Raw genomic sequence first — 22,243 nt, 5'->3', positions numbered from 1 at the left:
CTTCCACGCTATGTCCCGGCGCAACCGCATTTCGCTGGTCCCGGCGTGGATCAGCCGCGTACGAGCGTCGCGAGGCACTCCACGTGGTGGGTCATGGGGAAGGCGTCGAACGCGCGGAGGGTCTCCAGCGTCCACCCGCGCTCGCCGAAGTACGCCAGGTCGCGGGCCAGGGTGGCGGGGTCGCAGGACACGTAGGCGATCTTGCGGCCGGCGAGGCGGGCGACATGCCGGACGACGTCGCGTCCGGCGCCGGCGCGGGGCGGGTCGAGGACGACGACGTCGGCGCCGCCGACGCGCTCGCCGCCCTGGTGGCCGCCGCCGCGCTTGTTCTGCGCCCGGGACCCGCCGGAGGCGCGGCCGAACTCCAGGTCGCCGACGACCTCCTCGACGGCGCCGCGCTCGATGGCAACCTGCGGCAGGTCGCGCAGGTTGAACCGGGCGTCGCGGACCGCCTGCCCGTCGGACTCGACGCCGACGACGAGGCCGTCCGGCCCGACCCGGTCGGCGAGGACCCCGGCGAACAGGCCCGCGCCGCAGTACAGGTCGAGCGCGATGTCGCCCGGTTTTGGTTCCAGGGCGTCGACGACGGCGCCGGCGAGGAGTTCCGCGGCACCCGGGTGGACCTGCCAGAAACCGCTACCGCTCACCTGGTACAGGCGTCCCGCCACCTCCTCGCGGACGTAGGGGAGCCCGGCGCCGGGTTCGGGTTTGCCGCGGACGAGCCGGACCGGCACGTCCAGGCGGGGCACCCGGATCTTGCGGCGGTCACGGCCACGCAGGACGACGACGCGGTCGCCGGTGGTCGCGGACACGATGCCCTCGACCCCGGACGCGCCCGGCCAGCGTTTGCGTTCGATGCCCATCAGCTCCACGCCCGGGTGGGCGATCAGGCACTCGTCGACGGGTTCGATGTCGTGGGAGCGGTGGCGGCGCAGCCCGACGGCGCCGCCGGAGACGGTGAACTGCACGCGGGTGCGCCAGCCGAGGCCCGGCGGCGGCGCCACGTCCGACTCCACCGGATACGGGACCTCCTCGACGATCACCGTGCGCTCGATCCCGGCGAGCCGCCGCAACTGCTCCTCCACGACGGCGGCCTTGAGGGCGCGCTGCGCGGGCAGGGCGGCGTGCTGCCAGTCGCAGCCGCCGCAGCGTCCGGGGCCCGCGAACGGGCACGGCGGTTCCACCCGGTCGGGGGACGCCTCGACGATCTCCACGGCGTCGGCGCGGAGGAAGTTCCTGGCGCGTTCGGTGACGCGGGCCCGGACCCGCTCGCCGGGCAGGGCGTGCCGGACGAACACCACGCGGCCCTCGTGCCGGGCGACGCAGAATCCGCCGTTGGCGACGTTGCCGACCTCCAGGTCGAGGACGTCGGGTTCGAGGTCAGTCACGTTCCGAAACACTACCCGCACCGGGAGGCGCCCCGGTCCGCGGCGGGCGCCTGGACGAGCCGGGTCCGGGCGGTTCGACCCGTCCCTTCAGCCGGTCGGACGACTGCAACTGCCACGCGACGCTCGTGACCATGACGCCCGGCTGGAACAGCAGCCGTCCCTTGAGCCGCAGGGCGCTCTGGTTGTGCAGGAGCTGTTCCCACCAGTGGCCGACGACGTACTCGGGGATGAACACGGTGACGACGTCGCGGGGGCTCCTGCGCCGGACGTTCTTGACGTAGGAGAGGACGGGCCGGGTGATCTCCCGGTAAGGGGAGTCGAGGATTTTCAGCGGAACGGGGACGTCGAGGGCGTCCCATTCCGCCTGGAGCCGCTGGGACTCCGCCGCGTCCACCGCGACCGTCACCGCCTCCAGCGTGGACGGACGGGTCGCGCGGGCATAGGCCAGCGCCCGCAACGTCGGCTTGTGGATCTTAGAGACGAGCACGATGCCGTGGTTGCGGGCGGGCAGCGCGAGTTCCTCCCCGGACGGCACCAGCTCGTCGGCGACCCGGTCGTAGTGCCGCCTGATGCCCTTCATCAGCAGGAACAGCACCGGCATCGCGATGCACACGATGTAGGCGCCGAGGGCGAACTTGGTGATCAGCACCACGACCAGGACGACGCCGGTGAGGGTGGCGCCGAACGCGTTGATGCCGCGGGAGGTCTTCATCCGGCGGCGCTGCGCCGCGTCGGGCTCGGCGGCCAGCAGCCGGTTCCAGTGCCGGACCATGCCGACCTGGCTGACGGTGAACGACACGAACACGCCGACCGTGTACAGCGGGATCAGCCGGCTGACGGACGCGTCATAGGCGTAGATCAGCAGCCCGGCCATGGTGGCGAGGATGATGATGCCGTTGCTGTAGGCGAGCCGGTCGCCGCGGGTGTGGAGCTGCCGCGGCAGGTAGCGGTTCTGCGCGAGCACCGATCCCAGCACCGGGAACCCGTTGTAGGCGGTGTTGGCGGCCAGGAACAGGATCAGCGCGGTCATCGCGGTGACGAGCGCGAAGCCCGGCTCGAAGTTGCTGAACACCGTGTGCGCGACCTGCGCGACCACCGGGTCGGCGTGCTCGACGGCCCGTCCCGTCTCGGGGTCGATCAACTGACTGCCGTGGTCGGGTTCGGCGAACCTGGCGTCGGTGATGTAGGCGAACGCGGTGACGCCGCCGAACAGCGTCATGGCGACGAGCCCCAGCGCCAGCAGCGTCTTCGCGGCGTTCTCGCCCTTCGGCTTGCGGAACGCGGGCACGCCGTTGCTGATCGCCTCGACCCCGGTGAGGGCGGCGCAGCCGGACGAGAACGCCCGCAGCAGGAGGAAGACCAGCGCGAACCCGGCGACGTCGGTCTCGTCGCCGCGGACCTCGTAGCCCGCCGTCTCGGCCTCCAGGTCGGTGCCGGCGACCAGCCGGACCACCCCCCACAGCAGCATGCTGAGGACCGCGAACATGAACAGGTAGGTCGGGATCGCGAACGCGACGCCGGCCTCTTTGATCCCGCGCAGGTTGCCGATGGTGAGCAGCGCCACGATGCCGATCGCGACGGCGACCTCGTGCGGCCGCATGAAGCCCAGCAGCGCCCCGAGGTTCTCCACCCCCGACGACACCGACACCGCGACCGTGAGGACGTAGTCGACCAGCAGCGCGCTCGCGACGACCACGCCCCAGTTGCCGCCGAGGTTCTCGGTGGCGACCTCGAAGTCGCCGCCGCCGCTCTGGTAGGCCCGGACGTTCTGCCGGTACGAGGCGACCACCGTCAGCAGGATCACCACCACGGCCGCCGCGACCCAGGGGGTGTAGTGGTACATCACCAGGCCGCCCGCTCCGAGCGCGAGAAGGATCTCCTGCGGGGCGTACGCGACCGACGACAGGGCGTCGCTGGCGAAGACCGGTAGCGCGATGCGCTTCTTGAGAAGCTGTTCGTGCTGCTGGGAGCTGCTCAGCGCCCGCCCGACGAGCAGCCGCTTCGTAAGGTTCGGAACCTTCGACACGAGAGGAGAGCCTAGCCTTCGGGCAGGACGCGGCCGTTTCGCCCCCACCTGCATGAGGGCGGGCCGGGTAGTGCTCCCCTGGGGGGATGTGTAGGTTTGCAGCCCGGTAGGGATCCTCACAGGAAACGATCCTCGAGTGCGGCACGGCATGGGCGGCCATCGACGAATGCCGTGCACGGCGCGGGGGGTACAGGGGGAACGTCTCCCTGGACGGAAGAAGGAACGGCCGTGCATATCGTGATCATGGGATGCGGGCGGGTCGGTTCGACGCTCGCGCACATCCTGGAGGACAAGGGTCACTCGGTGGCCATCATCGACCAGAACCCGGAGGCGTTCCGGCGGCTGCGCAGCGGGTTCAGGGGGCGCCGCATCACCGGGTTCGGCTTCGACCGCGAAGTGATCGCCGAGGCGGGCATCGAGCGGGCGTCGGCGTTCGTGGCCGTCAGCAGCGGCGACAACTCCAACATCATCTCGGCCCGGGTGGCGCGGGAGACGTTCGGCGTCGACAACGTCGTGGCCCGGATCTACGACCCGCGGCGCGCGGAGGTGTACCAGCGTCTCGGCATTCCCACGGTCGCGACCGTCCGGTGGACCGCCGACCAGATCCTGCGGCGGCTGCTCCCCGAGGGCGCCGAGCCGCTGTGGCGGGATCCGACCGGCGCGGTCGTCCTCGCCGAACTGGACTCCGGGGGGCTATGGGTCGGGGAGAAGGTCGGCGCGCTGGAGGAGCACGCGGGCACGCGGGTGGCGTTCCTGTCGCGGATGGGCGAGGCCCTCGTCCCCGACCGCGACACGGTGATCCAGGACGGCGACATCGTGCACATCATGGCCGGCGCCGACGATCTCGAACGCGTCAACGCCGCCGTCGCGGCGCGGAACGGGGAGGAGTCCTGATGCGGGTCGCGATCGCCGGGGCGGGCGCGGTGGGCCGGTCCATCGCGCAGGAGTTGCTGGAGAACGGGCACGAGGTCCTGCTGATCGACAAGAACCCGAAGGCCATCAAGGTGGAGATGGTGCCGCGCGCCGAGTGGCTGCTCGCCGACGCGTGCGAGATCTCCGCCCTGGACGACGCGGCGCTGGAGCGCTGCCAGGTCGTGGTCGCCTCGTCCGGTGACGACAAGGTCAACCTCGTGGTGTCCCTGCTGGCGAAGACCGAGTACGGGGTGCCGCGCGTCGTGGCCCGGATCAACCACCCGAACAACGAGTGGCTGTTCAACGAGTCGTGGGGCGTGGACGTGGCGGTGTCGACGCCGCGGCTGCTGTCAGCGCTGGTTGAGGAGGCGGTGAGCGTCGGCGACCTCGTACGGCTGATGACGTTCCGGCAGGGCGAGGCGAACCTGGTGGAGCTGACGCTGCCGGAGGACGCGCCGCTCGGCGGGCAGCGGGTCGGTTCGGTGGACTGGCCGCGCGACACGGCGCTGGTGGCGATCCTGCGGGAGGGCCGGGTGCTGGTGCCGACGGCCGACGACACGCTGGAGCCCGGTGACGAGCTGATGTTCCTCGCCAGCCAGGACGTGGAGGACGAACTGGCCGAACTCCTCGGCGGCCACTGAGACGGGCCGCCCGGACGCGTTGCCTGGTCGGGGAGGCGAGCCTCCTCGACCGGCCCGCGACGGCGCCGCGGCTAGGCGGGTTTCTCCCGGTCGATGGGCCGGTCGATGGGGGTGCGGCCGCGGGCGAGCAGGCCCACCATCGCGGCCAGCGCCGCCACCTGCAACGGCCAGCCCATGACGATCTTGGCGGGGCCGAGCAGGCCGCTCTGGTCGCCGTCGGCCAGGTAGATGGGGTACTGGACGGCGACCCGCGCAGCGCACGGCAACACCAGCAGCCAGGTCAGCCGGGAGCACAGCCTCACGATCCCGGGGTCGCGGCGCCACGCGGTCGGGTCGCCGGTGACCGTGCCGATGATGAAGCCGACCAGCGGCCAGCGCACCACGATCGAGAAGATCATCGCGGCGGCGTAGGCGGCGTTGAGCATGATGCCGGGCAGGAACGCGTCCTCGGCCTTGCCGGAGCGCAGCGCGAAGAACGCGGCGACCGCGATGCCGACGAGGCTGTTCACGACGAACTGCGGGTTGGAGCGCTGCGCGATCCGCACGGCCAGCAGCAGCACCGCGGCGCCGGCGCCGGCGCCCACGGCGAGCTTGACGTCCTTCGTCGCGACATAGGCGCCGGTGAAGGCGGTGACGGGGACCGCGGCCTCGATCATGCCGCGGACGCCGCCGAGAGCCTTGGCGAGCTGGGCGCGCACGGCCGCCTCGACCGTGTCGTGCGCGACCCTGTCGTCCTGGGGCGTTTCCACTTCGCTCACGTCGAACTCCCGACCGCCGTGGCGGCCCTCACGAACCGCCGCGCAGCTCGTATCGCGGATTGAACATGACCTTGCGCCCGTCCTGCGTGCTCACCAGCCCCTCGGCGCGCAGCATGCGCCCCGGGTCGATGCCGGTGATCTTACGGCGGCCGAGCCAGACCAGGCTGATCACGTCGGTGCCGTCGTACAGCTCCGCCTCCAGCGCCGGGGCGCCGCCCCGCGGACGGAGCGTCACCGTACGCAGCGTACCCGCCACACGGTGTCGCGTGCGCTCGGCGCACTCGGTGATCGGCGTCGCGCCCTCGTCACCGGAGGACTTCTGCAGCTCCTCGGCCTCGAGTTCGGCCCTGCTCGACGCCATGCGCCGCAGGAAGCGCCGCAGGCCGCCTTTCCCCCGATCGGCCGATTCCTCGTCCATGCCACGAAGCGTATGGCATCCCCGGACGAATCGGACCCCCCGCCCTCGGTCAGGAACGGCGGACTCTCGCCGCTGCCATCGCGGTGAAATATCCGATCTCCGGAACCCCCATCAGCCGGGCCGTCAGGACGTACAGCGCCCCGCCACCGAGCCCGCCGACGACCAGGGCGAGCAGGGCGGGGAGCCGTTCGCCCGGCAGGTGGCCGAGGCCCCACACGGCCGCCGCCGCGAACACGACGGCGGGGGCGGCGGCCAGGTGCAGCCGGACGAGGGCGCGCAGGATCCGCCGGCCGTCCATGCCGCCGAGACGGCGCCGCAGGACGAACGCGGCCCCCGCCGCGCCGACCACGTAGAACAGGCCGTACGCGACGGGCAGGCCGAGGACCACCTGCCGTGCCGGGATGAACCGGAGCAGCGCCAACGCCGTCCCAGCCTGGACGATCCCGGCCGGAACGGCGATCAGGCCGGGTGTGCGGGTGTCGCCGAGCGCGTAGAAGACGCGCATCAGGAGCTGGTGCAGGGTGAACGGCAGCACCATCACGGCGAAGACCGTCAGGACGGCGCCGATGCGGCGCGCCCCGTCCTCGGTGAGGCTGCCGTAGGCGAAGAAGGTGACCGAGCCGGGCACCGCGAACACCAGCATCCCGAGCCACAGCGGGACGAGCAGCGCCGAGGCGAGGCGCAGGCCGCGGGAGAAGTCGTCCCGGACGAGGTCCCGGCGCCCGTCCGCGACGTGCGCGCTCATCCTCGGCAGCAACGCCGTGATCACCGACACCGCGATGATCGCGTACGGGAGCTGGAAGACGACGAGCGCGAACTTGTACGCGGCGAGGCCGCTGCCGGTGACGGGGTGCCCGGCGGCGTCGACGGCGCGGTCCCCGGCGCGGGTGGCGACGTTCGCGGTCACGAGGACGCCCGCCTGCGCGACGACGATGTAGAGCAGCATCCATGACGCGGCCCGCACCGCCTCGCCGAGCCCGGAGCCGCGCAGGTCGAGGCGCAGGCGCCAGCGGAATCCGGCGGACCGCAGCGTCCACGCCAGGACGGCGCTCTGCGCGACCGTGCCGACCGCGGAGCCGATCCCGAGCAGGGCGAGCTGGCCGTCGGTGACGTTCGCGGTGGTCCGGCCGCGCCCGGCGATCCAGAGGAACAGCAGCCCCGCCGCCATCGTGATCAGGTTGTTGACGACCGGCGCCCACATCGGCGCCCCGAACCGGCGTCGGACGTTCAGCAGCGTGCTCGCCAGCCCGCTGACGCCGATGAAGAAGATCTGCACGAGCAGGATCCGGGTGAGCAGCACCGCGACCTCGCGCTGCCTGCCCTGGTACCCGCCCGCGTACAGGGAGATCAGCTGGTCGGCGGCGAGGACGGCGGCGGCGGTCAGGACGGCCAGCGACACCAGCACGACGCCGAGCAGCCGCCGCTCGGTCGCCGCTCCCCCGTCGGCGTCCCGCATCCGCCGTTTGACCAGGAACGGGACGAACACGCTGGCGAGCAGCCCGCCGAGCAGCAGCTCGTACACCGTGTACGGGATCATCTCGGCGGCCTGGTAGGCGTCGCCGAGCAGCCCGGTGCCGAGCGCGGCGCCGATCACGACCGTGCGCAGGAAGCCGGTGAGGCGGGAGAAGACCGTCCCGATCGCCATGACGGCGCTGGAGTGCGCGACGCCCGGCGGCGCGGCCTGCGCGGCGCCGCCGATCTCGTCGCCCTCCGAGCCGGGCCGGTCGGCGGTCCCGGGGTCGGCGACGTCCTCGGGGTCGCGGACCGGGACGAGCCCGGTCTCGGGTTCGCCGGGCGGCTCCGCGCGCTCGGCCTCGTCGAGGACCGCGGGCATCAGGATGCGGCGTTTGTCGGGCTCGTCCATCGGCACCACCCCCGGACGCGCCAGTATGCCGCGTGGGCGCCCATCCCGTGCGGATGGGCGCCCACGCGGCGGCGTGCCGGTTCGGCGGCCGGTCAGCGAAGCGCCGCCTCGACCGCGGGGACGCGGACGGCCCGGCGGGTCGCCGCGTAGGCGGTGGCCCCGGTGAGGACGGCGGCGAGCGCCACCACGGCGAGGTAGGTCCACACGCTGCCGTCCGGGGTGGCCGAGTCGTTCCGGGCGAGCCCGAACGGGACGATCGTGAAGACGGACGCGACCGTTCCGACGGCGACCCCGGTGACGGTCAGCACCGCCGACTCGACCGCGACGGCACCGAGCACCTGGCCGGGCGTGGCGCCGGCGAGCCGCGTCTGGCCGAACTCGCGGCGCCGGTGCGCGGTCGCCGCGACCAGCGTGTTGACCAGCATGATCGCGGTGAACAGCACGACCATGCCGATGACGACGAAGTTGAGCGTCTCGATGTTCTTCTGCTCGTTGGTCTTGGCGAGCCCGGAGGCGGCCACCGCCGCGTTCTCGGTGGCCTGGAGGAACAGCGTCCCGACGGCCGTCGCGACGAACAGGATGATCGGCGTGACGGCGGAGGCCAGCGCGGAGGTGCGGCGGCGCATGGTGTCGGCGGCGAGCCCGCCCGCCGCGCCGCCGAACCGCCGTAGCGGACCCGCGACCAGCGCCGTCACCCGCCGCATGATCGCCGGGGCGAGCAGCGCCAGGCCGATCGCGGCGAGGATGTCGGCCTGCCCGGACGTCGCCATCGCGTCGGTGCCCTTGCCGTCCATCACGGTCACGGTGATGATCGCCTGCTGCACGGCGACCAGGATGAAGATCACCGCGAACACGATGCGCTTCCTGGTCAGCCGTCCGGTGTCGACGGCCGCGGCCGTCAGCGACTCGACGACCCGGACGCGGGTCGTGCGGCGGGCCGTGATCAGCGCGGCGCCGACCGCGGACACGAACGTGATGCCGATGCCCATGGACAGCGCGACCGGGCCGAAGCTGTACCCGACGTCCGCCGGGACCTGGTCGGTGTCGTGCAGCAGGCCGAGCAGCCCCCGGCCGAGGAGCATCCCCGGGACGATCCCGAGCAGTGCCGCCACCACGGCCAGAGCCGCCGCCTCACCGACGATCATGCGGCGGAGCTGCGCCGGGGTCGCGCCGACGCTCTTCAGCAGCGCCACCTCCGCGGCCCGCTGCCGGACCGACAGGGTCAGCGTCGAGGTGACCGCGAAGATCACCAGTAGCAGGCCCCAGCCGCCGACGACGTTCGCCATCACGACGAGCGTCTCCCTGGCCGTTCCGGTCGCGCCGCTCGCCTCCGCCGTGTCCAGCATCGACGCGAACGCCATGATGATCGCCGAGCCGAGGAACATCGCGAGGAAGGTCGCCGCGAACGCCCCGGCTCGCCTGCGCAGCGAACTGATCGCCAACTGGAACATCGTCACGCCTCCGCCATCGTCCGCTGCCGCTCGACCTCTTCGGCCAGGTGCGTCATCCGTTCCGCGACGGCCTCGGCGGTCGGCGCGACCTGCCGGCCGACGATCCGCCCGTCCGCCAGGTACAGGACGGCGTCCGCGAAGGACGCGGCGACCGGGTCGTGGGTGACCATCACGACCGTCTGCCCCGAGACCTGTACCGACTCCCGCAGCAGAACCAGCACGTCACGGGCGCTCCGGGTGTCCAACGCGCCGGTCGGCTCGTCGGCGAACACCACCCGCGGCCGCGTCACCAGCGCCCGCGCGATCGCCACGCGCTGCTGCTGCCCGCCGGACAGCTCCGCCGGCAGGTGGTTCAGCCGCTCGCCGAGGCCGACGCGTTCGAGGACGGTCCGCGCCCGCCCCCGGTCCACCTTCCGGCCCGCGAGCTTCAGGGGCAGCACCACGTTCTGCGTCACGGTCAGCGTCGGCAGCAGGTTGAACTGCTGGAAGACGAATCCGATCCGCTCCCTGCGGAACTTCGTCAACGCGGCCTCGCCGTCCCCGGACAGTTCGGCGCCCTCCACGAAGACCCGCCCCTCGGTGGGACGGTCCAGGCCCGCCGCGCACTGGAGCAGCGTGCTCTTGCCCGACCCGGACGGCCCCATCACCGCGGTGAACGACCCCGTCGGCAGCGACAGCGACACGCCGTCCAGCGCGACCACCCGGTTGTCTTCGGCGCCGTACACCTTCCGCACGCCGTCCAGGCGCAGCGCCTCCCCCTGGGGCTGGCCCTGTGCCCCGCCCACGGGGGCCGGTCCCTTACGTCCGATCATCGCCTTACCTTCCGCCCATCGCCCCACCTCGGGGCGCCTGCAAGATCGAAGTTACGGACGGCGACGGCCGCGGAGGATGGGTCCAGCACGCCGATCGAGGTAGGCAAAACCCCACCCCCGCCGGGGGCGCCGGGCCGCCCCCGGTGTCACCCGGCCCGCGGCGGACGGGTTACAGTCGCTGACGGTGCGCCGGGAAGTCTGGTCGGCAGGTCCAGTCACGCGTACGCCGATCAGGAGACTTCGTGCAGGCCACAGTCGCGATCGTCATCTTCCTCTGCGCCTACGTCCTGATCGCCACCGAGAAGGTGCACCGGACGGCGGTGGCGCTCGGCGGCGCCGGCCTGATGCTGCTCCTGCACATCACCGACGCGGAGGACTCCTTCTACTCCGAGGAGTCCGGGATCGACTGGAACGTCATCTTCCTGCTCCTCGGGATGATGGTGATCGTGTCGGTGCTTCGGCAGACCGGCGTGTTCGAGTACGTGGCGATCTGGGCCGCCAAGCGGGCGCGGGGCCGCCCCTACCGGCTGATGGTGATGCTGGTCGTCCTCACCGCGTCCGCGTCGGCGCTGCTGGACAACGTCACCACCGTGCTGCTGATCGCGCCGGTCACGTTCCTCGTCTGCGAACGGCTCGCCCTGCGACCCGAGCCGTACCTCGTCGCCGAGGTGATGGCGTCCAACATCGGCGGCACCGCCACGCTGGTGGGCGACCCGCCCAACATCATCATCGCGAGCCGCGGCGACCTGTCGTTCAACGACTTCCTCGTTCACCTGGCACCGCTGGTCGTGCTGCTGATGGCGGTGTTCTGCCTGCTCTGCCGCTGGCTGTTCCGCTCGGCGTTCCGCTACGACCCGAAGCTCGCCGCCGAGGTCATGGCGCTGAAAGAACGGGAGGTCATCACCGACCGGCGGCTGCTCGTGCAGGGCCTGGCCGTCCTCGCCGTGGTCGTCGCCGCGTTCGTGCTGCATCCCGTGCTGCACTACGAGCCGTCCGTCGTCGCGCTCCTCGGCGCCGGGCTGCTCGTCGCCGCGACCAAGGTGACCACCGAGGACGCGCTGGGCGAGGTCGAGTGGCCGACGCTGGTTTTCTTCGCCGGGCTGTTCGTGATGGTCGGCGGGCTGGTCGAGACCGGCGTGATCGGCGAGGTCTCCGAGGCCGCCGCCGACGCGACCGAAGGCCGGCTCGGCGCCGCGGCGATGCTGCTGCTGTGGGCGTCGGCCGGGCTGTCGGCGATCGTGGACAACATCCCCTACGTCGCGACGATGAGCCCGATCGTGGCGGACCTCGTCCGGCAGTACCCCGGCGACGACGGCCAGGTCCTGTGGTGGGCGCTCGCCCTCGGCGCCGACCTCGGCGGCAACGCCACCGCGATCGGCGCCAGCGCCAACGTCGTCGTCCTCGGCATCGCCGCCCGCCACGGCTCGCCCATCAGCTTCTGGTACTTCACCCGCTACGGCCTCGTCGTCACCCTCGTCACTGTCGCCCTCGCCACCCCGTACCTGTGGCTGCGTTACCTGTAGCCGTGGGCGAGGATGAGGGGATGGACGAGGTACCTGAGGATTGGGAAAGGGCGCTGGCGCTCGTCGCGCATCCCGACGACGTGGAGTACGGAACGTCCGCGGCGATCGCGAAGTGGACCGGTCAGGGCAAGACCGTGGTCGAGGTGATGGCGACCCGCGGGGAGGCCGGGATCGACTCGATGGATCCGGACGAGGTCGCCCGGATCCGCAGCGCCGAACAGGTGCAGGCCGCGCGGATCGTCGGGGTGGAGACCGTGGAGTTCCTCGACTTCCCGGACGGCGTGCTGGAGTACGGGCTGCCGCTGCGGCGTTCGCTCGCCGCCGCGATCCGGCGGCACCGGCCGGACGTGGTGCTGTCGCTGAACTTCCGGGAGACGTTCCCCGGCGGCGGGTTCAACATGGCCGACCACCGGGTCCTCGGGCTCGCCGTCGCGGACGCGATCAGGGACGCCGCCAACCGGTGGGTGTTCCGCGACCTCGGCCTCGACCCGTGGCAGGGCGTCCGGTTCGCGCTGTTCGGCGGGTCACCGCGGGCCACGCACTACGTGGACGTGACCGGCCACCTGCCGGCGTGCATCGACTCGCTGCTCGCCCACGAGGTGTACTTCTCGAACCTGGGCGAGGAGTTCGACGCGGCGGCGTTCCTCACCGGCAACGCCGAGGAGGCGGGACGCGCCGTCGGCGTCGAACACGCGATCACGTTCGAGATGATCGAGAGCTAGCCCGCTCAGTGGCGGGCGTTGGGCCGCCTGCCCTTGTTGGACTTGCTGCGCTTACGGGCCCGGCGTTTCCGTGTCTTCTTCGACATGTCCTGATTCAGCACTCGGGAGGCGTCGAAGGCAAGGGCCGGGGCGCGCACGACCCAGCGAAAAGCCGCCGGCCGCACGTCCGTAAAGGCGTGCGGCCGGTGTCCGGGGCGATCCGGGTCAGCGGACCTCGGTGATCTCGGGGCCGCGCTCGAAGGGGTCGAAGGTCTCCACGGCCTCCTCTTCCTCCTCCGCGCCGCCCTCGCGGAACTCCTTCGGAATCTGCAGTTCCAGCAGGTCGCGCTGGGGCATGGGGGCGTCACCGCGGACGACGACGACACCGCGCAGCACGTCCTCCAGGACCTGCCACTGCTCCTCGTTCTCGATCGCGGCGCCCTGCACGACGGCCTGCAGGAACCAGCGGGGGCCGTCCACACCGAGGAAACGGATGATCTGCGGCGCCCAACCCTGTTCGATGAACTCGGCGGGGATCTGCGCGCGGAAGTCCTCCGGCATCTCCGCGAGGACCTCCTCGGTCAGCGGCTGCGGCACCATCGCCAGCAGTTCGGGGCCGAACGGGCCCTCGCCCTCCTGGATCTGGCCCTTGGCCTCCTCCTGGATGTCCTTGGCGGTCTCACGGCGCACGTCGTCCCAGATGCCGCTGCGCTTCGGGGCGGCGAACGCCTGCAACTGCATGGCGCTCTCCTCGTACTGCACCAGTACCGCGACCGGCCGCCCGTCGAGCGGGTTGCCCTCCTCGTCCACCTGGGTGGCCTCGAAGTTCACCTGGAAACCGAGCCCCTCCGCCACCGGAATCCGGAGGGACCCGAAGTCGAGCCGCTGCAAATCGGGGAAGGAGTCCTCGGAGTCCCAGGGACCGCCCCCGGCGGGCGCCGCCTCGGCGGCGGCCTCATCGGCGGGAGCCTCCTCGGCGGCCTCCGCCGGCTCCTCGGTCACCTCGGGCCCCTTCTCGGGCTCCTCGGCCTGCCGGCGACGTCCAAAAACCACGACTCACGCTCCTTCTCGACTGTGCTCATTGCCTGCATTATCCGCGCCCGCGAGCCCACGCTCGCCGGGTCCGCGACCGAATCCGCCGGTGGAGCCGAAACCGTCGGTTCCGCGCGCCGATCCGGGAAGCTCCGCGACCTCGTGGAACACCGCCCGTTCCACCCGCTGCACGACCATCTGCGCGATGCGATCTCCACGCCGCAGGCTCACCGTGGCGCGGGGGTCGGTGTTCAGCAGGGTCACCTTGATCTCACCCCGATAGCCGGCGTCGACCGTACCGGGTGCGTTGACTATCGTCACCCCCAACCTAGCGCCCAAACCGGACCGGGGGTGAATGAAAGCGGCGTAGCCATCGGGCAACGCGATCGCCATGCCGGTCGGGACGACGGCGCGCTCCCCGGGAGGCAGCCGGACGTCCACGGCCGCGACGAGATCGGCGCCCGCGTCGCCCGGGTGCGCGTACTCCGGCAGGGGGAGCCCGGGATCCAGCCGCCGGATCAGCACATCGACCTTGCTCACGCGTCCACCTCGCCGCTCACGTGCCGGAAACCTCACGACCCTACCCAGGGCGCCATGCCCGGCCGGCGCTGAAACGCCGCCACCGGGCGAGTCCGGCAGTTGACCCTACCCGCTCCGCAGTATGCCCCCGCCCGGAAGTTTCGCCCACTTATGGAAGAAACGCGCATATCGAACATCGGGGAACCCGCCGGTCCCGGCAAGCGTCGATCAGAACGGAACGCCGCCGAGAAGGGCCCACTCATGATCTGGTCGCTGGTGATCTCCGCGATACTTCGCGGATTCGCCGTGGCCGGGTGGGCGGCCTCCGGGAACCCGGGCCTGCTGGCCCTGGCCACGGTCGCCGTGACGGGCCTGCTGATCCTGGCCACCGTCCGGCTCCCCACGACCCGCCACCAATCCACACCGGCACGGGTCCGGACGACCCTGCGCGACCGAACCCTTCGCACGGCCTACCTCCCGCAACGCGATCCGGACGCGCCGGGACGTCCCCGTCCCAGAGCCCCCGGAACGGAGATCGCGGCCGCCTGAGCGCGGCCGAAACGCCACCGATCTCCTCTCTCCGGAAGGCTCTCTCATGCTCGACTTTCCCGTTTCGGTCGCCGCCGCCCTCGTCGGAGGGCTCGCGGACGTCCTGCACCCGTTCGCCGGCGGTCTCGCCACCGCGCTCGCGATCGTCGTGTTCACCGCCGCGGTGCGCCTGCTGATGGTTCCGCTGTCCGTCGCCGCGGCGCGGGGCGAGCGGGCGCGGACCCGCCTGATGCCCGAGGTACAGAAGCTCCAGAGGAAGCACGCGAAGGATCCGGTGCGGCTCCGGCGGGAGACGGCCGCGCTGTTCGAGGCGGAGGGCGTATCACCGGCCGCCGGATGCCTGCCGATGCTCGTGCAGGTGCCCTTCTTCATGGTCATGTACCGGCTGTTCGTCTCCGCGACGGTCGCCGGCCACCAGAACCTGCTCCTCACGCACACGCTGCTGGCGGCACCGCTCGGGCAGAATTGGATCGGCGTCGTCGGCGCAGGCCTGTTCTCCCCGCCCTCACTCGTCTTCTTGGGACTGTTCGCTCTCCTCGCAGCCGTGGCCACGTGGTCGTCCCGCCGGGTGACGGCCGAGGGCCCGATGGGTACGGTCGCGCGCCTCGTGCCTTTCGGAACGGTCGCCGTGGCGGCGTTCGTCCCTTTGGCAGCGGGCCTGTACCTGCTGACGACGACCGCCTGGACGGCAGCAGAACGCACCATCCTGCACCGCAGAGTGGTCGCAATCGGCCACTGACGAGATTCCGGTGAGCCTACTATTGGACTGACATTTGGTGAACGAGACGGTGAAGGGCTCCCCTTGTTACCTCCCGAGTTCGACTTCGAGAAAATCCTGCGCGCCTCCGAGCGTCAGCTGGCCGACACGGAGAAGCTGAAGTCACGGACGGCCGAACTGGTCGGCCGCGCCGAATCGGCCGACGGCCGCGTCACAATCGGCTGGGGTCCTTCCGGCGACCTGGCTGAACTTCATATCGATCCCCGCGCCATGCGCGAGGGATCGGAGAAACTGGCTGAGATCATTGTCGAGGTCGCGCAGGCGGCCAAGCAGGACCTCCAACGTCAACTTGACGAACTCACCGGCGAACTGTTCGGCGCCGCGAACCCGGCCGATCTGCAGCCCGACCCGGCCGAACTCAAGGAGACGATAGCGGGCATCCAGGACCTGTTCACCGGCGGCCTCCGCGACGCGAACAAGATCTTCGAGCAGATGCGGAGGAATTTCGAGCGATGAGCACGCTTCTCGGAACCGGCGAACTGCTCTACTCCGACGACGTCTTCACCGACTGGGACGGCAACGTGCTGGCCAGGGTGGAGCGCCCGCGCCGAACCTGGCGCACGATGTTCACCTCGGGCGGAACCCTGCGGATCGTTCGGGCGGACGGCGCGCTGTTGTTCGAGATGCCCGATTTCGACGGCGAGGACGACGACGAGTGCCGCGTGACGGCGGCCGACGGGATTCCCTCCGCGCTCGTCAAGAAGAAGAAACGCCGACTGGCGATCCTCAAGGTGGAGTTCACCGTCCAGGACGCGGACGGCGCACCGATGGGAACGATCACGACCAATCCGGCGTGGGACTCACTCGACGCCGTCGACACCTCCGGCGCTCCGATCGCCACCATCGCGATCAGCGGCGACTCCTGGACCGTGGACCTGAAGACCAACGGCTCCACCGGCTGGGACGTAATCACGCTCGCCATGGCCGTCACCGCTGACGAGATGTACTCCAACCTCCCTCGAATGAACTGAGGTGTCAGGACCCCGCCCCACGGTTCCGCCATTCCCCCAGTCCATGGGCCTGGACGAGTTCCCGCACTTCCTTGACCCGGTGGGGCGGGAAGAAGTTCCGCTCGTCCATGACATGCGCCAGCCTGATCTGGCCGGGGGCCGTCTCACGCCGCCGGATGTTCTTCGGCACCTCCGCCATCCGGGACCGGTCGTACCAGAGCAACAGTTCCGCCGGCACCCCCGCCCCCCGGTGACGCACCAGCCCGACCGCCTCGATGGCTTCGGGCGGCACCACGTCCCATTTCCCCCCGACCTTGGAGACCAACCCCTTGGGCGTCAGCGAAAGCTTGCTCGGGCCCACGCGCAGTAGAGACTGCGTGACATAGACCACGTACACCAGCACAAGGGCGGAGACCACGAACAGGCAGATCGCCAACCAGCCATCCTGCCTTGTTCCCAGCCAGACCGCCCCACCGCCGATAACGATACATGCAACAAAGACCAAAGGAAGGCCGTCGGCACTATTATTGAACTCAATTTCCTGGGTCGATGGCATTATCGTCTCTCCGCTCACGAAGGAGGAAGCGCATCGGTTCGCTCCACGAAAGGGTCGCCATACTTCTCCCCGAGCCCCGTGACGGGTCGGGTGATGGTCGGCGATCCTCCAGCGGGAAAGGTTCCCTCTTCAGCGCCTGGGACACCCACATCGAACGCGCCCTTCACACCGCCGATCCTTTCGAACCAGGGACGCGCGTTCTTTGGAATCTTCGCCATCGGAAACTTGTATTTACCGATCGCTCCGAGGTCGGCACCGCCCAGCTTCTTCCCCTTCATGAACTGGCCGGTCAGCTTCTGCTCCAGGAGGGCGAGATGGCCTTTGGCCACATCGTCCCAGCTGTTCACGGCTGCCTGGCCGAAGTCGAGGTAGGCAGCGGTGTTCCCGGTGAGCATCTGGCCCGTCACGTCGATGGCCATCAGCCCGCCCAGCGTGGCGGCGGCCCCTTTTCCGAAAGTCTCCAGTCCCGCCGCCGCAGACTTGAGGATCATGTATAGCTGGCCTGTGATCACGGTGGCTTGTGACTTCACCGAGGCGTGCGCAGCCGTAGCCCATGTATTCAGGACGGGGATCGCCATCAGGCCCAACAGCACCAAGATGATCATCGCGTAGATGAAGATGATCGTGGCGAAAGCCCACATCATCATGATGAACATGGCGATGAGCATGGCCATGATCTTGAGTGTGAGATGGACGGCGACGGCGAAGGCGTAGGAGACCCGGATCTGGTTCTGGTAGTCGTGCAGCTTCTTGTCGAACAGGTCACGATCCTTGCCCGACCAGTCGCGCTCGCTCAGCGCCTTGAGCTGCGCCGTGACCTCCTTGTCGGCCGCCACCAGGCGCTCTTTGACCTCATACCATTCGTCGGCGGCGTCCCAGAGCTGCCCCGGGTTCGACTGCGCCTGGTAGATGATGGCCACCATGGACCAGGCGTTGGGAATGAAGAACGCCGCGATGGTCGCTTCCCAATAGGCGGCCTTGGCGACGTTCTCCAGGGCGCTTAAGCCGTTGTCGGCCACTCCGGTCTCCTCGTTGGCACTGGCGGGCTACTTACTCTGCAGTGTGCTCTTCCGTTCCGCCTCGCGCAGGATCTCGGCGGTCTTCTTGAGCTTGGCGTCGTAATCCGTCAGGACCTTCTCCTTGGTGAGGAGATCCTCGTCCGCGTACTCGGTGGCCTGGACGTAGACATGGGCCAGCGGAATGCAGAACGTGGTGAAGGCCGTGGCCTCCACCTGCCGGGGCGCACCGTTGAGGTGTTTGCGGGCCGCGGTCAGTTCCTTGCCCACCGCTCGAATCAGCTTGCCGCCGAACGCTTCGATCATCGGAAGGTCGAACTCCATGCCCCCGCCGGCCGCCGTCACCGGGACGCCGCCGAACGGTGACGTCGGCGGCACCGGCCTCGTGGTCGCCCCTGGCCGGTCGTTACCTGGGCCTTCTGGCGGTGACATGCCCGTCCTTCCCCGCAATGGGTTTGCGGCAGCCTAGCAGGCCAGATGACCACGCATTAAACATCTCGGACATTTCCCAGAAAGGGACTAAGGCCGCGGAAGTATTGCGATATCCGGAACGGTTCCCGCTCTGCTGGTCTCTCAGGAGGTGGGGGCCAGGGTGACTTCGACGGTGAGGGCGGCGGGGGCGGATTCCAGGGTCAGGTCGGCGATGCGGCCCGCGGCTTCCAGGTCCGGGCGGGCGATCTGGGTGACCTCCGCGCCGCGGACGACCGCGCGGGACACGTCCGCGCGCATGGACGCCTTCGCCTCCGACTTGGCCTTGCGGACCTGGCGGAGCGCCTCACCCGTCGCCGCGAGGACGGCCGGGTCTCCGCCCGGCGGCAGTTCGGCCTTCGACGGCCACGACGCGGTGTGCACCGACCCGTGCCGCCACCACGACCACACCTCCTCCGTCACGAACGGCAGGACGGGGGCGAACAGGCGCAGCAGAACCGACAGCGCCGTGCGCAGCGCCGCCCACGCCGACCGGGCGTCCGGGCCGTCGCCGTACGCGCGGGTCTTGACCAGTTCCAGGTAGTCGTCGCAGAACTCCCAGAAGAAGCGCTCGGTGCGTTCCAGGGCCCGCGCGTAGTCGTAGCCCTCGAACGCCTCCGTCGCGTCTTTGACGACCCCGGACAGCGCCGCCAGCATCGCCCGGTCGAGCGGCTCGGTCACCGGCGCGTCCGGCTCGACCTCGCCGAGGCCGAGGACGAACTTCGACGCGTTGAGGATCTTGATGGCGAGACGGCGGCCGACCTTGATCTGGCCGGTGTCGAACGCGGTGTCGGTGCCGGGACGGCCCCCGGCCGCCCAGTACCGGACGGCGTCGGAGCCGTACTGGCGCAGCAGGTCGATCGGGGTGACGACGTTCCCCTTCGACTTGGACATCTTCTTGCGGTCGGGGTCGAGGATCCATCCGGACAGCGCGGTGCCCCGCCACGGCAGCGACCCGTGTTCCAGATGGGAGCGGACGACCGTGGAGAACAGCCACGTCCGGATGATGTCGTGCGCCTGGGGCCGCAGATCGTACGGGAAGACCCGGCCGAACAGGTCGGTGTCGCGCTCCCAGCCGCCCGCGATCTGCGGGGTCAGCGACGACGTCGCCCAGGTGTCCATGACGTCGGGGTCGCCGACGAAACCGTTCGGCTCGCCGCGCTGCTCCTCGGTGTAGCCCGGCGGGACGTCGGACGACGGGTCGACCGGCAGGGCGTCCTCGGAGGGGACGATCGGCGCGTCGTAGCGGGGCTCGCCGGAGTCGTCCAGCGGATACCAGACGGGGATCGGCACGCCGAAGAACCGCTGGCGGGAGATCAGCCAGTCGCCGTTCAGGCCCTCCACCCAGTTCTCGTAGCGGGCCCGCATGTAGCCGGGATGCCACTCCAGCTCACGGCCCCGGGCGAGCAGTTCGGCGCGGACGCCCTCGTCCCGCCCGCCGTTGCGGATGTACCACTGCCGGGTGGTGACGATCTCCAGGGGCTTGTTGCCCTTCTCGTAGAACTTCACCGGCCGAGTGATCTTGCGGGGTTCGCCGTCCAGGTCGCCGGACTCGCGCAGCAGCTCGACGACCCGTTCCCTGGCGGAGAACACCGTCTTGCCCGCGAGTTCGTCGTAGGGGCGCGCGGGGACGCCGTCCGGCGGGTCGACGGCGAGCCGCCCGTCCCAGTCGATGATCGCGCGGGTGGGCAGGTCGAGCTCACGCCACCAGGTGACGTCGGTGACGTCGCCGAACGTGCAGATCATCGCGATGCCGGATCCCTTGTCGGGTTCGGCCAGCCGGTGCGCGACGACGGGGACGCCGACGCCGAACAGCGGCGTGCGGACGGTCGTCCCGAAGAGTTCCCGGTACCGCTCGTCGTCCGGGTGCGCGACCAGGGCGACGCAGGCGGGCAGCAGTTCGGGACGGGTCGTCTCGATGTAGACGGGCCGCTCGTCCCCGTGGAAGCGGATCCGGTAGAAGGCGCCGGGTTGCTCGCGGTCCTCCAGTTCGGCCTGCGCGACGGCCGTGCGGAACGTGACGTCCCACAGGGTAGGCGCCTCGGACACGTACGCCTCACCGCGCGCCAGGTTGCGGAGGAACGCACGCTGCGACGCCGTCCGGGAGACGTCCCCGATGGTCGTGTACAGGTGGTTCCAGTCGACCGACAGGCCGACGCGGCGCCACATCTCCTCGAACGCCTTCTCGTCGACGGCGGTGAGCCGCTCGCACAGCTCGATGAAGTTGCGGCGTGACACGGGCTGCTGGCGCTTCGCGTCGGGCTTGGCGGGGGGTTCGAAGTCGGGATCGTACGGAAGCGACGGGTCGCACCTGACGCCGAAGTGGTTCTGGACGCGTCGCTCCGTGGGAAGCCCGTTATCGTCCCAGCCCATGGGGTAGAAGACCGCCCGACCGCGCATGCGGTGATACCGCGCGACGGTGTCGGTGTGGGTGTAGGAGAAGACGTGACCGACGTGGAGGGAACCGCTCACGGTGGGCGGCGGGGTGTCGATCGAGAAGACCTCGCCGCGCGGACGCGTGCGGTCGAAACGGTGGACACCGTCGTCCTCCCAGACGCGTACCCACTTGTCCTCCAGGCCGTCCAGGGAGGGCTTGGCGGGCACATGAGGAGTACGCGGCTGCTCTGTCATGGATCAATCGTATTGACATCGACCCGGATCGCAGGCCAATTGTTCGGCGGCGTCGCGGCGGTCGCCGCCACCGCCGGCGGCGGGCCGTTCCGGTAGCGTCGGACAGGACAGGACGACTGGAGGACGAACATGGCGGACAAGGGCGACCTCGGCTGGCGGGTGATGGCCGGCGCCGCGGCCTTCGCGGGCGGTTTCGTCGCGAAGAAGGCGATCACGCTGGCCTGGAAGAAGAGCACCGGGAAGGAGCCGCCGACGAACCCCGAGTCCCCCGAGGTCGCGCTGACCGAGGCGATCGGCTGGGCCGTGGTGATGGGCGTCGGGATGGAGCTCGCGCGCCTGCTCGCCACCCGTGCCGCCGCCAGGCAGTGGGCCAAGGGCACCGGTGAGCTGCCGTCGAACCTCAGGTCCGAAGGCTGACGGAGGGCTAGTGGGGGCCCGGGGCGACCGGGGGCGGAGTGCCCGGGTCGATCGGGGGCGGTCCGACGGTCGCGCCGAGGTCCTTGCGTATCTTGTTGGCGAGGGCCTTGGTCGCGGAGCGGTTGAGGGCCGCTCCGGCGGCCGCGCCGGTGAGGAACGGGCCCATGGTGCCGAGGCTGCGGCCGAACGTGCGCAGGAGTCGTTTGCGCAGGGCCGACTTGGCGGCCGTGCCCAGCGCGCTGGTGAGGGAGCCGGTCTCCAGGGGGTTGACGCCGCGTTGCCGGGCCCAGGACGTGACGAACGCGGCGCCGCGGGCGGTGCCGCCGCCCTGGACGCGCACGCCGTACACCTCGTGCAGCTCGGCGATCATCTTGACCTCGATGGCCGCGATCACGAGGGTCTCGGCGGCGAGCTGGGCGGGCGCGGTCAGCAACAGCGGCGGAGCGGCGAACTCCACCGCGGCGAGCGCGCCCCCGGCGGCGCCGACCGCGGTCGTGCCGTTCGCGGCGACCTTGACGATCTTGTCGGCGAGTTCCTCGCCCATCAGGCCGGGGTGGTGGGCCTGGAGCGTGTCGATGTCACGGATGGGGATGTGCGGGGCGGCCTCGACGAGCAGTTCGCCGAGCCACCGGCCGCGTGCGACACCCGCGGCGCCCGCCCGGCGGGCGTTCTGGCCGAGCAGGCCGGCCAGCCGTCCGAGCAGGCGGCCGCGGGTCTCACGGTCCATGCGCTCGTCGCCGACGAGCCGTCCGATCAGCTCGCCGACCTCCGTGGAGCCGTCATGGCCGGACGGCTCCACCTCGTCATCACGTCGTTCGCTCTCTCCCGTCACC

Annotated in this window: 23 protein-coding genes; 9 read left to right on the top strand and 14 right to left on the bottom strand. The window is 70.7% G+C overall.

Annotated features, from left to right (window positions below):
- Positions 1-50: 50 nt before the first annotated feature.
- Complete coding sequence (locus tag D0T12_RS31105; protein ID WP_117404155.1) at positions 51-1,388, bottom strand: class I SAM-dependent RNA methyltransferase; 1,338 nt, start codon at positions 1,386-1,388, stop codon at positions 51-53.
- Positions 1,381-3,414, bottom strand: coding sequence for an APC family permease (locus D0T12_RS31100; RefSeq protein ID WP_117404153.1), 2,034 nt, complete (start codon positions 3,412-3,414; stop codon positions 1,381-1,383). Before D0T12_RS31100 ends, D0T12_RS31105 begins: the two co-directional genes overlap by 8 nt.
- 228 nt (positions 3,415-3,642) lie before the next feature.
- On the opposite strand from D0T12_RS31100, the gene D0T12_RS31095 reads away from it, so the two are divergent.
- Complete coding sequence (locus D0T12_RS31095; RefSeq protein WP_117404152.1) at positions 3,643-4,308, top strand: potassium channel family protein; 666 nt, start codon at positions 3,643-3,645, stop codon at positions 4,306-4,308.
- A complete protein-coding gene (locus D0T12_RS31090; protein WP_117404151.1) occupies positions 4,308-4,967 on the top strand; it encodes a potassium channel family protein in 660 nt (219 codons plus the stop codon). Before D0T12_RS31095 ends, D0T12_RS31090 begins: the two co-directional genes overlap by 1 nt.
- A gap of 71 nt (positions 4,968-5,038) precedes the next feature.
- Here the strand turns inward: D0T12_RS31090 and D0T12_RS31085 are convergent, their stop codons facing one another.
- The 5 genes from D0T12_RS31085 to D0T12_RS31065 all read right to left on the bottom strand — a co-directional run bounded on the left by D0T12_RS31085 (position 5,039) and on the right by D0T12_RS31065 (position 10,270).
- Positions 5,039-5,725: a DUF3159 domain-containing protein gene (locus D0T12_RS31085; protein WP_233526396.1), complete on the bottom strand. Its 687-nt coding sequence runs from the start codon at positions 5,723-5,725 to the stop codon at positions 5,039-5,041.
- Positions 5,726-5,753: 28 nt separating this feature from the next.
- On the bottom strand, positions 5,754-6,143 hold the full coding sequence (locus D0T12_RS31080; RefSeq protein WP_117404149.1) for an OB-fold nucleic acid binding domain-containing protein: 390 nt from the start codon (positions 6,141-6,143) through the stop codon (positions 5,754-5,756).
- A 49-nt stretch (positions 6,144-6,192) separates the two neighbouring features.
- Positions 6,193-8,007, bottom strand: coding sequence for a murein biosynthesis integral membrane protein MurJ (murJ, locus tag D0T12_RS31075; protein WP_233526395.1), 1,815 nt, complete (start codon positions 8,005-8,007; stop codon positions 6,193-6,195).
- Positions 8,008-8,099: 92 nt separating this feature from the next.
- Positions 8,100-9,458 carry an FtsX-like permease family protein gene (locus tag D0T12_RS31070; protein ID WP_117404197.1) on the bottom strand — a complete coding sequence of 453 codons (1,359 nt, stop codon included), beginning with the start codon at positions 9,456-9,458 and terminating at the stop codon, positions 8,100-8,102.
- Positions 9,459-9,460: 2 nt separating this feature from the next.
- Positions 9,461-10,270 (bottom strand): ABC transporter ATP-binding protein, encoded by an 810-nt coding sequence (locus D0T12_RS31065; protein ID WP_117404148.1) that lies wholly within the window; start codon positions 10,268-10,270, stop codon positions 9,461-9,463.
- A gap of 242 nt (positions 10,271-10,512) precedes the next feature.
- Between D0T12_RS31065 and D0T12_RS31060 the strand changes: the two genes are divergently transcribed.
- Positions 10,513-11,793 (top strand): ArsB/NhaD family transporter, encoded by a 1,281-nt coding sequence (locus tag D0T12_RS31060; RefSeq protein WP_117404147.1) that lies wholly within the window; start codon positions 10,513-10,515, stop codon positions 11,791-11,793.
- A gap of 20 nt (positions 11,794-11,813) precedes the next feature.
- Positions 11,814-12,515, top strand: coding sequence for a PIG-L deacetylase family protein (locus D0T12_RS31055; protein WP_117404145.1), 702 nt, complete (start codon positions 11,814-11,816; stop codon positions 12,513-12,515).
- A gap of 204 nt (positions 12,516-12,719) precedes the next feature.
- Here the strand turns inward: D0T12_RS31055 and D0T12_RS31050 are convergent, their stop codons facing one another.
- Positions 12,720-13,547, bottom strand: coding sequence for a DUF3710 domain-containing protein (locus D0T12_RS31050; RefSeq protein ID WP_117404143.1), 828 nt, complete (start codon positions 13,545-13,547; stop codon positions 12,720-12,722).
- A 3-nt stretch (positions 13,548-13,550) separates the two neighbouring features.
- Positions 13,551-14,066 carry a dUTP diphosphatase gene (gene dut / locus D0T12_RS31045; RefSeq protein WP_199487804.1) on the bottom strand — a complete coding sequence of 172 codons (516 nt, stop codon included), beginning with the start codon at positions 14,064-14,066 and terminating at the stop codon, positions 13,551-13,553.
- Between the two features lie 240 nt (positions 14,067-14,306).
- Here dut and D0T12_RS31040 point away from each other — a divergent pair, with 240 nt between their 5' ends.
- The 4 genes from D0T12_RS31040 (at position 14,307) to D0T12_RS31025 (ending at position 16,343) form a co-directional block, all read left to right on the top strand.
- A complete protein-coding gene (locus D0T12_RS31040; protein WP_117404195.1) occupies positions 14,307-14,594 on the top strand; it encodes a DUF6412 domain-containing protein in 288 nt (95 codons plus the stop codon).
- A 46-nt stretch (positions 14,595-14,640) separates the two neighbouring features.
- On the top strand, positions 14,641-15,333 hold the full coding sequence (locus D0T12_RS31035) for a YidC/Oxa1 family membrane protein insertase (RefSeq protein WP_117404139.1): 693 nt from the start codon (positions 14,641-14,643) through the stop codon (positions 15,331-15,333).
- A gap of 63 nt (positions 15,334-15,396) precedes the next feature.
- Positions 15,397-15,828, top strand: coding sequence for a YbaB/EbfC family nucleoid-associated protein (locus D0T12_RS31030; protein WP_158581686.1), 432 nt, complete (start codon positions 15,397-15,399; stop codon positions 15,826-15,828).
- On the top strand, positions 15,825-16,343 hold the full coding sequence (locus D0T12_RS31025; RefSeq protein ID WP_117404136.1) for a hypothetical protein: 519 nt from the start codon (positions 15,825-15,827) through the stop codon (positions 16,341-16,343). Before D0T12_RS31030 ends, D0T12_RS31025 begins: the two co-directional genes overlap by 4 nt.
- Positions 16,344-16,347: 4 nt before the next feature.
- Here D0T12_RS31025 and D0T12_RS31020 read toward each other — a convergent pair whose 3' ends face one another.
- From D0T12_RS31020 to valS, 4 genes are all read right to left on the bottom strand, one after another.
- Positions 16,348-16,758 carry a hypothetical protein gene (locus tag D0T12_RS31020; protein WP_117404134.1) on the bottom strand — a complete coding sequence of 137 codons (411 nt, stop codon included), beginning with the start codon at positions 16,756-16,758 and terminating at the stop codon, positions 16,348-16,350.
- Positions 16,759-16,892: 134 nt separating this feature from the next.
- A complete protein-coding gene (locus D0T12_RS31015; protein WP_117404132.1) occupies positions 16,893-17,897 on the bottom strand; it encodes a hypothetical protein in 1,005 nt (334 codons plus the stop codon).
- 27 nt (positions 17,898-17,924) lie between these two features.
- Positions 17,925-18,272 (bottom strand): hypothetical protein, encoded by a 348-nt coding sequence (locus D0T12_RS31010; protein WP_117404130.1) that lies wholly within the window; start codon positions 18,270-18,272, stop codon positions 17,925-17,927.
- 195 nt (positions 18,273-18,467) lie between these two features.
- Complete coding sequence (valS, locus tag D0T12_RS31005) at positions 18,468-20,993, bottom strand: valine--tRNA ligase (protein WP_117404128.1); 2,526 nt, start codon at positions 20,991-20,993, stop codon at positions 18,468-18,470.
- Between the two features lie 129 nt (positions 20,994-21,122).
- On the opposite strand from valS, the gene D0T12_RS31000 reads away from it, so the two are divergent.
- The gene (locus tag D0T12_RS31000; RefSeq protein ID WP_117404126.1) at positions 21,123-21,410 is read left to right on the top strand and encodes a DUF4235 domain-containing protein; all 288 of its coding nucleotides are present in this window, start codon (positions 21,123-21,125) and stop codon (positions 21,408-21,410) included.
- A 7-nt stretch (positions 21,411-21,417) separates the two neighbouring features.
- Here D0T12_RS31000 and D0T12_RS30995 read toward each other — a convergent pair whose 3' ends face one another.
- Positions 21,418-22,242 carry a hypothetical protein gene (locus D0T12_RS30995; protein ID WP_233526394.1) on the bottom strand — a complete coding sequence of 275 codons (825 nt, stop codon included), beginning with the start codon at positions 22,240-22,242 and terminating at the stop codon, positions 21,418-21,420.
- Between the last annotated feature and the right edge of the window lies 1 nt (position 22,243).

Origin of the sequence: Actinomadura spongiicola (assembly GCF_003432485.1) — a bacterium.
Classification (GTDB): domain Bacteria; phylum Actinomycetota; class Actinomycetes; order Streptosporangiales; family Streptosporangiaceae; genus Spirillospora; species Spirillospora spongiicola.
Note: the sequence above shows the minus strand (reverse complement) of the source record. Positions and strands in the feature narration are given on the sequence as shown.

Coding starts and splice junctions, on each gene's coding strand:
- D0T12_RS31090 (WP_117404151.1), top strand. CDS start 4,308: ATGCGGGTCGCGATCGCCGGGGCGGGCGCGGTGGGCCGGTCCATCGCG.
- D0T12_RS31080 (WP_117404149.1), bottom strand. CDS start 6,143: ATGGACGAGGAATCGGCCGATCGGGGGAAAGGCGGCCTGCGGCGCTTC.
- murJ (WP_233526395.1), bottom strand. CDS start 8,007: ATGGACGAGCCCGACAAACGCCGCATCCTGATGCCCGCGGTCCTCGAC.
- D0T12_RS31070 (WP_117404197.1), bottom strand. CDS start 9,458: ATGTTCCAGTTGGCGATCAGTTCGCTGCGCAGGCGAGCCGGGGCGTTC.
- D0T12_RS31065 (WP_117404148.1), bottom strand. CDS start 10,270: ATGATCGGACGTAAGGGACCGGCCCCCGTGGGCGGGGCACAGGGCCAG.
- D0T12_RS31055 (WP_117404145.1), top strand. CDS start 11,814: ATGGACGAGGTACCTGAGGATTGGGAAAGGGCGCTGGCGCTCGTCGCG.
- D0T12_RS31040 (WP_117404195.1), top strand. CDS start 14,307: ATGATCTGGTCGCTGGTGATCTCCGCGATACTTCGCGGATTCGCCGTG.
- D0T12_RS31035 (WP_117404139.1), top strand. CDS start 14,641: ATGCTCGACTTTCCCGTTTCGGTCGCCGCCGCCCTCGTCGGAGGGCTC.
- D0T12_RS31025 (WP_117404136.1), top strand. CDS start 15,825: ATGAGCACGCTTCTCGGAACCGGCGAACTGCTCTACTCCGACGACGTC.
- valS (WP_117404128.1), bottom strand. CDS start 20,993: ATGACAGAGCAGCCGCGTACTCCTCATGTGCCCGCCAAGCCCTCCCTG.
- D0T12_RS31000 (WP_117404126.1), top strand. CDS start 21,123: ATGGCGGACAAGGGCGACCTCGGCTGGCGGGTGATGGCCGGCGCCGCG.